At 64.5% G+C, this 12,842-nt stretch carries 13 protein-coding genes; 3 read left to right on the top strand and 10 right to left on the bottom strand.

The window, feature by feature from the left end:
* Positions 1-9: 9 nt before the first annotated feature.
* From ACSQ27_RS17865 to ACSQ27_RS17890, 6 genes are all read right to left on the bottom strand, one after another.
* Positions 10-591 (bottom strand): hypothetical protein, encoded by a 582-nt coding sequence (locus ACSQ27_RS17865; protein ID WP_436156839.1) that lies wholly within the window; start codon positions 589-591, stop codon positions 10-12.
* A complete protein-coding gene (locus ACSQ27_RS17870) occupies positions 588-854 on the bottom strand; it encodes a hypothetical protein (protein WP_436156840.1) in 267 nt (88 codons plus the stop codon). The genes ACSQ27_RS17865 and ACSQ27_RS17870 overlap by 4 nt, the downstream gene beginning before the upstream one ends.
* A gap of 485 nt (positions 855-1,339) precedes the next feature.
* A complete protein-coding gene (dbpA, locus tag ACSQ27_RS17875) occupies positions 1,340-2,767 on the bottom strand; it encodes an ATP-dependent RNA helicase DbpA (protein ID WP_436156841.1) in 1,428 nt (475 codons plus the stop codon).
* 23 nt (positions 2,768-2,790) lie between these two features.
* A complete protein-coding gene (locus ACSQ27_RS17880) occupies positions 2,791-4,749 on the bottom strand; it encodes a CocE/NonD family hydrolase (protein WP_436156842.1) in 1,959 nt (652 codons plus the stop codon).
* Between the two features lie 15 nt (positions 4,750-4,764).
* Positions 4,765-5,733 (bottom strand): Bug family tripartite tricarboxylate transporter substrate binding protein, encoded by a 969-nt coding sequence (locus ACSQ27_RS17885; protein ID WP_436156843.1) that lies wholly within the window; start codon positions 5,731-5,733, stop codon positions 4,765-4,767.
* Between the two features lie 89 nt (positions 5,734-5,822).
* Positions 5,823-6,830 (bottom strand): porin, encoded by a 1,008-nt coding sequence (locus tag ACSQ27_RS17890; protein ID WP_436156844.1) that lies wholly within the window; start codon positions 6,828-6,830, stop codon positions 5,823-5,825.
* 235 nt (positions 6,831-7,065) lie between these two features.
* Between ACSQ27_RS17890 and ACSQ27_RS17895 the strand changes: the two genes are divergently transcribed.
* Positions 7,066-7,986 (top strand): LysR family transcriptional regulator, encoded by a 921-nt coding sequence (locus ACSQ27_RS17895; RefSeq protein WP_436156845.1) that lies wholly within the window; start codon positions 7,066-7,068, stop codon positions 7,984-7,986.
* A 51-nt stretch (positions 7,987-8,037) separates the two neighbouring features.
* Here ACSQ27_RS17895 and ACSQ27_RS17900 read toward each other — a convergent pair whose 3' ends face one another.
* Both ACSQ27_RS17900 and ACSQ27_RS17905 read right to left on the bottom strand, forming a co-directional pair.
* On the bottom strand, positions 8,038-8,823 hold the full coding sequence (locus ACSQ27_RS17900; RefSeq protein ID WP_436156846.1) for a crotonase/enoyl-CoA hydratase family protein: 786 nt from the start codon (positions 8,821-8,823) through the stop codon (positions 8,038-8,040).
* 15 nt (positions 8,824-8,838) lie between these two features.
* On the bottom strand, positions 8,839-9,108 hold the full coding sequence (locus tag ACSQ27_RS17905; protein WP_436156847.1) for a DUF2917 domain-containing protein: 270 nt from the start codon (positions 9,106-9,108) through the stop codon (positions 8,839-8,841).
* 113 nt (positions 9,109-9,221) lie between these two features.
* On the opposite strand from ACSQ27_RS17905, the gene ACSQ27_RS17910 reads away from it, so the two are divergent.
* Positions 9,222-10,145: a LysR substrate-binding domain-containing protein gene (locus tag ACSQ27_RS17910; RefSeq protein ID WP_436156848.1), complete on the top strand. Its 924-nt coding sequence runs from the start codon at positions 9,222-9,224 to the stop codon at positions 10,143-10,145.
* Here the strand turns inward: ACSQ27_RS17910 and ACSQ27_RS17915 are convergent.
* Positions 10,142-11,110, bottom strand: a complete 969-nt coding sequence (locus tag ACSQ27_RS17915; protein ID WP_436156849.1) for a pyridoxamine 5'-phosphate oxidase family protein — start codon at positions 11,108-11,110, stop codon at positions 10,142-10,144. The two genes, ACSQ27_RS17910 and ACSQ27_RS17915, sit on opposite strands and share 4 nt — an antisense overlap.
* Complete coding sequence (locus ACSQ27_RS17920) at positions 11,107-11,760, bottom strand: glutathione S-transferase family protein (protein WP_436156850.1); 654 nt, start codon at positions 11,758-11,760, stop codon at positions 11,107-11,109. The genes ACSQ27_RS17915 and ACSQ27_RS17920 overlap by 4 nt, the downstream gene beginning before the upstream one ends.
* 150 nt (positions 11,761-11,910) lie before the next feature.
* On the opposite strand from ACSQ27_RS17920, the gene ACSQ27_RS17925 reads away from it, so the two are divergent.
* Positions 11,911-12,801 carry a LysR family transcriptional regulator gene (locus ACSQ27_RS17925; protein WP_436156851.1) on the top strand — a complete coding sequence of 297 codons (891 nt, stop codon included), beginning with the start codon at positions 11,911-11,913 and terminating at the stop codon, positions 12,799-12,801.
* The last annotated feature ends 41 nt before the right edge of the window (positions 12,802-12,842 follow it).

Below are 12,842 nucleotides of genomic sequence, written 5' to 3' on the forward strand. Positions count from 1 at the left end.
CTTCGGCGATCAGTAAGCTGACGATGTATGGTTGGGATCAACACGGCGAAGGGGGAGTGGATAGCGTGGATCCCCGTTCTCTGCTTCACTCCCCTTTCGTTCGAGTGACAGAAACCCCGTTGTGTTTTTTGGGATGCTTTCAATAAGCATGTTCCCGTCGTAAAGGGCCTCCGGAATTTCTATAAATGGAATGCGCTTCCACTTTCCATCGCTCCAAACAAATCCAAAATAGGGAGGATTGCTTGCGCCGTAGGCTCGAAACTCCAGCGTGGTTGGGGCGCGGCCAACGACATACAGCCGACTTTGATGAACATTGACGACCATCGGTTTGAGGCTTTCATGCCAGACAATTTCTTTGTGCGAAAACTCAGGCAACTTGATCGTCATCCAGGACTCTCGGGCAATGCAACTGGCATTCGTTTTGGCTGTGTAATCGCCGCCTTCGCAACGCCTCTTCTGGGTCACCACGATGACGCGCCCATCGTTGAGCTTGACCTCTTCGTCCCATTGAACGGTGTTGGAGCAAGCGGCCAATTGCAGTGCAACACACAAGGCCATCGAAAGCTGCAGCAGCCTCCTGAAGTAATTCATGGCAGCCCCTTGCGGTTTTCGGCGTTGCCACTCGGAACAGCCCCCTGCTGGGCGTTCTGTTTGCCCCGCTTCCCAGGTACACCAGATTCGGCAGCTCTTGCCGCCATATGGAGCAATGGCATCGTGGTGAAGAGCGCAAACAGCAGGAATTTGGTCAGCAGGCGCATGGACCGGTCAGGTATCAGGTTGCCGATCTTTTCAACCGCCCAGCCACACACAACGACCCATGCCGCAATCACGACGAGAAAGAAAAACTCTTTCATCGCTTGCTTTTGTTTGAACGGGGATCAAGCATGTCTTTCCATGCCGTCGCCGATTGATCCGATATAAAACATGCCCTCTCCTTTTTTTGCTTTTGTGTTAGTCGCTGGACTGTAAGGAGATGCCGGCAAAGACGCCAATAGCGTTTAAACATCCGTGCATACGCATCTCTCATAGAGAGAATGGACACAAACACGAGCGTGGACACAGACCCAAACACCCATGAACGGCCTGCGCGGCTCGCGCATTCAGAGGGAAACGGTGGGATTAAATGCAGAGGGCCGGCGACGCCATGAGGCACCAAATGCGAAAATCGGAGAACAAAAAAACAGCGCCACGACACTGGTTTTGGCCAGGCGCATCGTTTTTCTGCGGACAAATTTCAGGCAAAAAAAAGCCGCGCGAGATGCGCGGCCGGTGGCCGAGTTTGAAATTCACCCGCGATGGAGGTGCGGGCTCACTGAAGGCAGTGAGCGCCCTCCAGGCCTCAGTCCTCGAGCAAGCGCACCTTCACGCTCTTTCCCTTGACGCGGCCGGTGGAGAGCTTGTTCAGCGCTTCGTTCGCGATGCGGCGGTCCACCGCAACATAGGTAGAAAACTCGTTGACGTTGATCTTGCCGACCTGCTCGCGCGTGAAACCGGCCTCGCCGGTCAAGGCGCCCAGTACGTCGCCGGCGCGGATTTTTTCTTTGCGGCCGCCGACGATCTGCAGGGTCACCATGGGCGGCAGCAGCGGCTCATTGCTTGCGGGCGTGAGTTCCGTCAGTTTGTGCCACTCGGACTCGGCTTTCTGCAGCACTTCGATTTTCCCGACGTAACCCATCTCGTCCATGCTGGCCAGGCTGATGGCCCAGCCCTCTTCGTCGGCGCGGCCGGTGCGGCCTATGCGGTGGATGTGCACCTCGGCGTCGGGTGTGACGTCGACGTTGATGACCATCGCGAGTTGCGCGATGTCCAGGCCGCGCGCGGCCACGTCGGTGGCCACCAGCACCGAGCAGCTGCGGTTGGCAAACTGCACCAGCACCTGGTCGCGCTCACGCTGCTCGAGTTCACCGAACAGGGCCAGCGCGCTGAAACCCTGGTCTTGCAGATAGGCCACCAGTGCGCGGCACTGCGACTTGGTGTTGCAGAAGGCCAGCGTGCTGGCCGGGCGGAAGTGCCGCAGCACCTGCGCGACGGCGCCCAGGCGGGCTTCGTCATGGTCGCTGTCGGGCACCTGGTACCAGCGCTGCTGTATCTTGGTTTTTTCATGCTGCGCCTGGACCGTGATGGTTTGCGGCGCCTTCATGAACTGCTGGCTGAGCTTGGCAATGCCTTCGGGATAGGTGGCCGAGAACAGCAGGGTCTGCCGTTCTTTGGGGCACTGCTTGGCGACGGTGACGATATCTTCAAAGAAGCCCATGTCCAGCATGCGGTCGGCCTCGTCGAGCACCAGGGTGTTCAGCGCCTCGAGCGTGAGGTTGCCGCGCGCCAGGTGGTCCATGATGCGGCCGGGTGTGCCGACCACGATGTGTGCGCCGTTTTCCAGGCTGGCGGTCTGGTTGCGCAGCGGCACACCGCCGCACAGCACCACGACTTTGGTGTTTTCCTCGGCCCGCGCCAGGCGGCGGATCTCGGTCGCGACCTGGTCGGCCAGCTCGCGCGTGGGACACAGCACCATGGCCTGCACCGCAAAGCGGCGCGCATTGAGGTTGGCCAGCAGCGGAATGGCGAAGGCGGCTGTCTTGCCGCTGCCGGTCTTGGCCTGGGCGATCAGGTCCTTGCCCAGCAGCGCCACCGGCAGGCTGGCGGCCTGGATGGGCGTCATGTTCAGGTAGCCGAGCTGCTGAAGGTTGGCCAGCGTGGCGGGGGTCAGCGGCAGGCTGGCGAAGTCGGTATTGGAGGAAGAAGGAGAGGATGCGGGGGAGGAGCTCATCCCCCATTATCGGCGCATGGTGTTCAAGGCCCCTCTGCCCCTGGCCGCGGCGCGATGGGAAGCAGCAGCAGCGAGGGCCTGTCCGCTGACAGATGCACCCGGTTGACGGCTACCTGCCGGCGCTGCGAACGACCTTCGGGCGCCCCTGTGTTGGGGTTCACATCAAAGCGCGGGAAGTTGCTGCTGGAGATGTCAAGGCGGATGCGATGCCCTTTCTTGAAGAGGTTGGAGGTGGGCATGGGCTCGATGGTGATCTCGGCAATTTCGCCGGGCGCCAGCAGTTCCGGGTTTTCCCAGGAGCGCCGGTAGCGGCAGCGAAGGATGCCGTCAGTGAGGTTCATGGCATAGCCCTGCGGATAGTCGGCATTGGGCGGATGCACATCGATCAGCTTGGCGGTGAAGTCGGTATCCGGCGCGCTTGAAGAAATCCACAGCTTGATGACGACCGGGCCCGTCACCTCCATATCGTCTACGAGCGGGGGCGTCTCAAACACCAGGATGTCCGGCCGCGCGGCAAGCGGCAGGTAAGGAGGCTGGGCACCGAAAATTCCTTGATGGGCGCGCTGGTCATACGCACCGGCTGTCATCAAGGGCTCGCCCGATGTGATGGAGCCGCCAATGGTCGGCACCGGGTGCGCCGGGTCAAAGTCAAATGCCAGCACCGCCTCAGGGGCTTCCCGGGCCTGGATTTTCGTTTGCAGCGTGCCATCGGCATGCAGGTAATAGGGCCGGAACTCGGTGCCGGGGAGCGGCCAGTCGCCAGCCACGCACCAGCGGCCGCCGTGGTCGAGCCGGCCGCTTGCGGTGCGGCGCCCCGAGCCGCCGCCCATGCGGAAATAGCGCACCGCCGGATCGTCCGCGGCGCAGCCGGTGCCCTGCGAGGCATCGCCTTTGACATCGCCCTTGAGCCAACGGTCAAACCAGGCCAGGCGAAACGCCAGGTGGTCCTCGGCCAGCGTTCCATCGAGCGTGGCCTGCGGGCCGAAATCGACGTCCCCGGCGAAGGTGACGCTGCGCTCGCCGTGGGTCCACGGCCCAAGCACCAGGCGGGCAATGCCCTTCTTCCGATGTGAAATGCCGAGGTAGTTGTCGGTGGTGGTTTGCGCATAGGGGTCCCACCAACCGCACATCAGCAAGGTGGGAATACCGTCAAAGCTGTCGTAGTGCCCGGCGGCGTAAAGCTCGGGCTGGCGCCAGTAGGCGTCGAAGCAGCCGTGTTCCCATTGGTCGAACAGGTAGTTCTCGTATTCGGGCACCCATTTCAGCGGCGAATGCCCGCGCTTCCAGGGCATGGCGGTGAACCAGGCGGCGATGTCCTCGGCGGCCAGGGCGGCCCGGATGACGGGGTCGCGCTGCGCGGGGCCGGTTCGCTGGGCATTGGTATAGGCCCAGGTCGCCTGCTTGAGTTCAAACGCGCCGCCGTGGCGAATGCCGCCGCGGTAGGCATTGGCAAAACCGCCGGCCTCCAGGAACATCGCCGCAAGGCCCAGCGGGCGCTGGCTCACCAGCGCGGTTTGTGTGTGCGCAGCGTAAGACAAGCCCAGCGTGCCGATGCGGCCGTTGCACCAGGGCTGCGCGGCAACCCAGGCCATGGTGTCATGGCCGTCGTTGGCCTCTCCCAGGTATTTGGTGAAGACGCCTTCCGACGCGAAGCGCCCGCGGCAGTCCTGCAAGACCACCGCGTAGCCGCGGCGCGCGAACCTCACCGCGACCTCCGCGCGCGAAACGGGACGTGGATCGCGCGCCGTGCGCTCGCGGACGGTTTCGTTGCTTTTGCCGTAGGGCGTGCGCTCCAGCAGCACCGGAAACGGACCCGGCAGCGCCCGGCCATCGCGAGCCGGCAGGTACACGTCGGTGGCCAGGTGTATGCCGTCGCGCATCATCACCATGACGTCACGCCGGCTTGCCACCTCATGATCCGCTGCGGCAGGTGGCGCCGAAGCGTCGGGAGCCGCTTGCGGCCCTTGCTTCAAATCGTTCATGTCGCGCTTCCCCGCTCAGTCGATCTTGAGCTTGCGCTCGGCGATCAGTTTGGTCCAACGCGCCGTGTCTTCCCGGATGTAGCGGGCCAGATCCTGCGCGCTGCCGGATGCCGGCTCGCTGCCCTGCGCCACCAGCTGCCTGATCACTTCGGGGTCGCGCAGCGCCCGCTGCAAGTCCGCGCTGGCCTTTTCCACCAGCGCGGCCGGCGTACGGGCCGGCGCAAACAAGCCATACCAGATGTCGTACTCAAAACCGGGCACGCCCGCTTCGGCCATGGTGGGAAGTTGCGGCAGCAATGGGGAACGCCTGGGACTGGCCACAGCCAGGGCCGTGAGCTTGCCGGTGCTGATTTGATGGGCCACGCTGGGTATCGCGTTGATGCCCAGCTGGACATGCCCGCCGACCAGTTCAGTGACGGAAGGCGCGGCGCCCTTGTAAGGCACGTGGACCATCTCGATCCCGGTCATCGCCAGGAACATCTCCATGGCCAGGTGGTTTGGGCCGCCTGTGCCGCTGGAGCTGTAGTTGAGCTGCCCCGGCCTGCTTTTTGCCAGCGCGATCAGCTCCTTGACGGATTTCACCCCGACCGAGGGATGGGTGGTCAGCACCGGGGTGTTGGTGAGTACCTTGCCCACGGGCGTGAAATCCCGGGATGGGTTGTAGGGCAGTTTGCTGTTCAAAAGCGGGGTGGTCACGATGCCGGAACCGGCGCCCAGCAATAGGGTGTAGCCGTCCGCAGGCGCCGCAGCAGCAGCCTGCATGCCCGGAACGCCCGGTCGGTTGTCGACGATGACGGGCTGGCCCCAGTATTCCGAGAGCTTGCGCGTGACCACGCGCATGGCGTTGTCCGCCGCGGCCCCCGGTGGAAACGGGACGATGATGCGCACGGGCTTGTCGGGGTAGCCGGCGGCCTTGGCGGCCCCCGCTACGGCCAGGGCCAGGCTGAAGAAAGCAGCGGTCAACAGGAAGAAGCGTTTGCGCATGAAAGTATTCTCCGGGAGAAGAGGACGTAAGGGTGTAGGGACGTAGGGATGTAAAGGTGCAGGAAACATCGGGCTCACAGCCCTTGGCATCAGAAATCGTGGCGGATACCGGCACCCACCGAGCGAATGGCTGCGTTGACCTTGCTTGAATCAACTCCATCCCGGTCATAGAAGGCCTGCAGTTCGGTTCGCTTGGACAAGGCGTAGGTATAGGCCAGCTGGTGGCGCCTGCGAACGCCGGACGGTGAAGCCTGTACATCCCGCCGCAACAGATTCAACACCAGTGCATGGGCGCCCTGGCTGTACTTGGCGCCCACTATCCAGTAGTTCACGTAGCGGCGCGTGAGCGCGGTATTCTGGTATTTGTCTTGGCCTGCCAGCACATAGGGTTCGATGGCACCAAAGTCATAGCGCGCACCGGCTTGCCATTTGCCGGAAAACTCATTGGCCAGCAAGCCCGACGGGCGCGTGTCTTTGCCGAACCCGATCCCGGCCTTCAGCGGCCCGTCTGCATAGTTGAGCCCCAGGTCCAGCGATTTGGAGCCGTCCTCGACATCGGGTGTGGCCACCGCGCCGCGCAAGTAGTAGCGGGCACGGAAGTCAAAGCCCGAGAGCTTGGGACTGGCGTAACCCACGGCATTGGAGGTACGGTTGCGCGCGTTCAGCATCGAGGTGCCGATGGCGGTGGCGCCGGCATCGTTGGCGGCAAAACTGGTGATGGCGGTCACCTGCGAATACAGGGGCGAGCCGGTGGGGTTGGCGGAATCCAGGCGTCCCAGCGCCACGGCGCCCCAGCCGCCGCGCAGCCCGACGTAGCTGTTGCGGTAGGCCGGAACGGTAGCGGCCCCGGTATCCGCTTCGATTCCCATCTCCATCCCGAACAGGGCCGCCATGCCGCCGCCCAGGTCTTCGGCGCCCCGGATACCCAGGCGCGAGGCGTTGTCGCGCATTTCCGTCACCTCTCCCGCGGGAGCGGCCTTGGTGCTGTTGAGGGTCAGGCGCACCTGCCCATAGATGAGGTTCTGGCCGGCCGCCGGCACAGCGGCCGCGGCGAGCAGGAGGCCGCCGAGAAGGATCGCGCACGCATGAAGGTTCATAAAAAAAATCTCCCGTCGTTAGATTGAAACGTTGCAGATGTGTGGCACAGGTGTTGCTCAGGTCCGCTGCGACGGGATTCTGGTGCGCGGGTTCGAGGCCCGCAACAGTATGATGAATCCGCATTGGGCTATGCGATTCACAAAGAACTGGCGGTGTGTCCGCCAACGCAATAGCATGGCCCGGACAGCACGAACAGATGGCCGGTGACATGCATCTCCAATCGGGCCCCATGCCATGAATTTCAAGCAACTCGAGGTTTTCCAGGCGGTCATGGCCTCCGGCTCGACCACGGGCGCGGCGCAGCGGCTGGACTTGTCGCAGTCGGCGGTCAGCCGGCTGCTGGCGCAGTTTGAAGAAGACCTGGGCTTGCGCCTTTTCGTGCGTGAAAAGGGGCGGCTGCTTCCCACGCGCGAAGCCCAGGCCCTGCTCCAGGACACCCAGGGGCTGGTCGACGCCGCACAATGTTTTCGCCGCCACACCGAACAGCTGCGCCTGGGCGGGTTCAACCGCCAGTTGCTCAAGGTCGCCGTGCCCGGCACCTTGTCCCAGCAACTCATGCCGTCGGTGGTGGACAGCTTTATGCGGCTGCATCCGGGTGCGGTGCTTGAGGTACTGTCCGGCTCGTATTCGGATGCGGAACGCGCCGTGTTGAGCCGTGAGGCTGATATGGGGCTGGTCAGGCTGCCGATGGAGATGGCAGGCCTTCAGGCCAAAGCCAGCCTGGAAGCCGAGGCCGTGTGCATCATGCCCCGGGGCCACCCCCTGGAGAAACTGGAAACCGTCGGCGTGCTGGACCTGGCCGGTGTCTCGCTGGTCCTGCTGGGCCGCCAACGGCTGATCCGCCACGAGATCGACATGGCGTTCCGGCAGGCTCGCGTGATGCCGCGCATTGGCGCCGAAGTGCATTCTGTCGGCGTGGCCTGCGCTTTCGTCGCGCAGGGCCTGGGCGTGTCCATCGTCAACGCGCTGCTGGCCAGCTACTGCCGCGACATGAATTTCAGCAGCCGCCCGTTTCGCCCCCGCATCGCCTACCAGCTGGGTATCGCCTCGCTGGAGAAGTCACCGCTGTCCGCGCTGGGCGACGCGTTCTCACGGCACCTCATCGACGCCATCATGGCTTCGGTGCGGCCGGAAGACTGCACACGCCGGATCTAAAGTGGCCGGCTTCGACGTGCAAGCCGCCGCGCATGGCGGTGCAACACTGCTTCAGCGGTGCTCAAAAACCGCCCTCCGTTTCTCCACAAACGCAGCCGTGCCCTCGCGCACATCCCGCGAAGCGGCCGCGACCATGAACTGCGCGGCCTCCATGGCCAGGCCTTCGTCGATGGAGACGTTGAGCCCGCGCGTCACCGCGCGCAGCGAGGCTGCCACGGCCACGGCGGAGTTTTCGGCGATGCGGTCGGCCATGCGCAGGCAGGCCGGCAGCAGCTCATGGGCCGGCACCACGTGGTTGACCAGGCCGATCAGCAAAGCTTCCTCGGCGCTGATGGCGTCGCCGGTCAGGATCATTTCGTTGGCGCGCTTGCGGCCTATGTGGCGCGGCAGGCGCTGCGTGCCGCCGAAGGGCGGTGGAAAGCCAAGCCGGATCTCAGGCTTGGCAAAGCTCGCGTGTTCGGCCGCGATGGCGATGCTGCAGGCTTCCATGGTTTCGCAGCCGCCGCCGAAGGCGATGCCGTTGACGGCCGCGATGATAGGCTTGGGGTAGTTCTCGATGCGCCGCGTCATGGCCTGGCCACGCATCACGAAATTGCGCCAGGCGGTTTCGGGCGAGGCGGCAATGTCGGGTGCGAAGCCCGCAATGTCGGCGCCGGCGCTGAAGGCTTTTTCGCCCGCGCCGGTCAACACCAGGCAGCGCACGCTGTCGTCAAGCTCCAGGGCATTGAGCCTGTCCATCAGTTCGTCTATCAGTTCGTAGCTCAGCGCGTTCAGTTTCTCGGGGCGGTTCAGGATGAGCACCGCGTGTTGGCCGTGGCGTTCGCTTTCTATCAGCATGCTGTCTCCAGGGAATCAAACAGGGGTGTCGAGGGACGAAAACGACAGCACGCCGCTACCGCGCGGGGCACCGACAAAATAAGTCGCGGCTTGCGGCGTGACAAAGGACTGGCCGCTCTCCAGCACGATGTCGCTGTCGCGGCGCCCGGCCAGCGCATCGCTGGTGATCCAGAGGCAGCCCCCGGTGCAGGCCAGGACCTGGCCGCGCGGCAGGCGCAGGGGCCGGGGGACGGACCCGAGCGTCAATGAAGCTTGTGGGGTTTGCAGGGTTTGTGGGATGTTCATGGCCACGCCTTTCAAAAGTGTGGTTTGATTCTTCCCTGGTCCCGGCCCGCGCGGCCGGATGGTTTGTCATCCGGGGTATTCCCACCGTTCATGCCATTCATGTTGTTCATGCCATGCTGAGCCCTTCTTCCTCCCACGCGCTGCGCGCCATGTCGCTGGACGCGATCCGCGGCTTTGAATCAGCGGCGCGCCACCTGAGCTTTACCGCGGCGGCCGAGGAGCTGTGCATCACGCAGTCGGCGGTCAGCAAACAGGTCAAAGGCCTGGAGGACGCACTGGGTGCGGCGCTGTTCCTGCGCGGCGGCAAGGGCCTGAGCCTCACGCCCCAAGGCCGTGAACTGTATGAGGCGGCCCGCGCGTCACTGGCGCAACTGGCTTCGGCTGTGGATCGCCTGCTGGCGGTGGACAGGGTCTCGGTGGCGGTCACCACCACGCCCTCCTTCGCCGCGCTGTGGCTGGCGCCCAAGCTTGCAAAATTCCAGTTGCTGGAGCCCGCCATCGACGTGCGTGTCGACGCCTCGGAAGACCGGGTCAACCTGGAGCGCGAAGGCATGGACCTGGCCGTGCGGCTCTATCGGGTGCAGCCGGGCGACGAGGGCCCGCCGCCCCTGCTGCAGGAGCAGGCCCTGCTGGTGGCCGCGCCTGCCGTCGCGGCACGCATCCATTCAGCGGCCGACATCCTGCACACGCCGCTGCTGGTCTACTACGACCCGGCCACGCGGTTTCCGTGGATGTCGTGGCCGGACTGGTATGAACGCCTGGGCCTCAAGCAGTCGGCGCAGCAGCCCTGCCTGTATTTCTCGCAATACGAACACGTGCTGACCGCCGCCGTGCAGGGCGCCGGCATCGCCATAGGCCGCACGCCGCTGATGCTGCCGCAGCTGCGCAGCGGCCAACTCACGGTGGTCTTGCCGGGCCAGACGGTGGACGGCCTGGCCTACCGCATCGTGACTTCGGCCCACAGCACGGACCGGCCAGCGGTGCAGAAATTCCGTGCCTGGCTGGAGCGCGAACTTGCGCTCGAAGCCATAGGCTAGGGCCGGCTGCTCCAATTGCCCGTAGCTTCCAGCACCGGGGACAGCTCTGCCTCACCCCAGCGCAGCGGCAAGGAAGATTCCACCAGCCGCATCGCCTGCACCTTGAAGCGCATCAGGCGCTGGGCACCGGCGAAGGAATCCACCTCGGGGCCGTCCCAGATGATGTCGGCCGTGACGGCCAGGTACAGCAGGTCGCCGGTGTCGAAGTCGATGAACAGCAGGCCGGCACGCGGGTTGACGACCAGGTTGCCCAGGGTGTTGAAGAAGTAGTTGCCGACGAAGTCGGGCACGGTCAGCGTGCCGTCGGACTCCACACGCACAAAGCCGGGCTTGCCGCCGCGGTGCGAGACGTCAACGCCGCCGGCACGGCCGGCCTGTTCGCCGTCGCCCGCATAGGCGGTGGCGATGAACAGCGTGTCGGCCTGCTCAATCATGCGGCGCGCCGCGTCATTGAGCTGCGCCGACGCATGCAGCACCGGCCCGGTTGCGGGCACGGGACGCTCCACATACACCGGCTCGCGTGCCTGGATGTATTTGGGGCAGTTGCCGAAGCTCTGGCTCAGCTCCACCGCAAAGCCCGAATCATTGACGCCGCGCACAATGCCGTTCATGCGGTTGCGCCTGCGCGTGTGCGGCTCTATGCCCAGCAGGCCTATCGCGGCGGCGTCTGCCAGCGTGGCTTGCAGGGGGTCACCTGCCAGTGGCTGTGCGCGCAGCAGCAGGTGGCGCGCGTCGGGCGAGTGGATAAACCCCGGCGGCTGGGCCAGCACCGAGGCCCAGGGCTGGCCGTTCGCGTCCACCGTGCCTGCGACCACAAAAGGCAGCTGCTCAAAAAACTCGCGGTGCTGGTCGGGCATGAAGTCGCGAATCACGCGCGGGCCGATTTCCGCCATGCGCGCGCGCACCGCAGCGCCCACGCGGGCTTGCACCGCGCGCTCGCCTTCATGGAAGGTGGCGGCAGTCATGCGGCCAGCCCTATGGGCGTCCTGACCATGGGCACAAAGCGCGGCAAGGCCTCGATGCGGGCCAGCCAGGCGCGTATGCGCGGGTACGCCTCCAGTGAAACTTTGCCCTCGGGTGCATGGGCCGAATAGCTGTAGTTGGCGATGTCGGCCAGCGTGGGCGTGCTGCCCGCGAGAAAGGCCGACTGGCCCAGTTGCTGCTCCATCACCGCGAACAGGGCGTGCGCGCGCTCAATGGCTTCGGGGCTTTCCGGCCGCTTGAACAGCTGGATCACGCGCGCGGCGGCCGGGCCGTAGGCGAGCTGCCCGGCCGCGACCGACAGCCAGCGCTGCACCGCCGCGGCGGCCAGCGGGTCGCGCGGCAGCCATTGCTCGGCATCCGGTGCATAGCGTGCGTTGAGGTAGACCAGGATCGCGTTGGAGTCAGCCAGCGTGACCTCGCCGTCCTGGATCACCGGCACCTGGCCGAAGGCGTTCATGGCCAGGAAGGCCGGCGTCTTGTGCCCTTTGGTGGCCAGGTCGATCTCGATGCGCTCGAAGGGCAGTCCTAGCAGCGAGAGGAACAGTTCCACCCTGTGCGAATGGCCGGAAATGGCGACGCGGTACAGGCGTATGGGCTGTGCGGGCTGGGCTTTGGCGGCGGGTGTGCTCATGGTCGGGCTTTCGTCAGGTTGAAAAAATTGAATGAAAGAGGGCTCTCGGAATGGATTCTGTTTGAACCGTTATTTTGAATAAATGGCTTTCAAGACATTTAACTAATCCATTAACTGGATGAATCCCGGCAACAGGCGTAGCATGTCGCCATGGACAAACTCCGGGCCATGCAGGCCTTTATTCACATTGCCGAACAAGGCAGCCTCACGGCCGCGGCCCAGGTCATGGAGTCGTCGCTGCCGGCCATGGTGCGCACGCTGGCCGGCTTTGAAGCGCAGCTGGGCGTGCGCCTCTTCAACCGCACGACGCGCCGTATCTCGTTGACCGAGGAAGGCCGGCGCCACCTGGAGAGCTGCCGCCAGCTGCTGGCCGCGCTGGCCGATGCCGAGGCGGCGCTGACGGCCGACGCGGCCGAGCCTGCGGGCCACCTGACGATTACCGCGCCCATGCTGTTCGGCCAGATGCACGTGGCGCCGGCCGTCACGCGTTTTGTGCAGCAGCACGAAAAGATGCGCTGCTCCATGGTGCTGCTGGACCGCGTGGTCAATTTGCTGGAGGAAGGCATAGACGTGGGCATACGCATAGGCGAGCCCGAGGACTCCAGCCTGGTGGCGCAGAAGGTGGGCAGCATCCGGCGCCTGGTGGTGGCCAGCCCGGCCTGGGTTCGCCGCCACGGCGTGCCCCAACACCCGAAGGACCTGCTCAAGGCCAACTGCGTGCGCATCACCGACCATTCCCCCACATGGGGCCCGTTCAATGACGGGGGCCGGCCGCTTCGGCTCGCCGTCAGTGGTAATCTGGAGTTCAACCAGATCGCACCGGCCGTGGCGGCCTGCGCGGCGGGCGCGGGATTCGGCTCGTTTTTTTCCTACCAGGTGGCGCCGTTTTTGAAGACCAAACAATTGCGCACCGTGCTGGAGGATTTCGAGCCGCCGCCCCGGCCGATCAACATCGTTTACCCGCACGCCCGGCTGCTGCCCATGCGCACGCGGGTGTTCATTGAGTGGATGAAAACGGAACTCCAGGAGTTCCAGCCTTGAGGGCCGGCATTCAGGCACCAGATAAGAAAACAAGGAACACA

Origin of the sequence: Polaromonas sp. LjRoot131, from assembly GCF_964252805.1 — a bacterium.
Classification (GTDB): domain Bacteria; phylum Pseudomonadota; class Gammaproteobacteria; order Burkholderiales; family Burkholderiaceae_C; genus Polaromonas.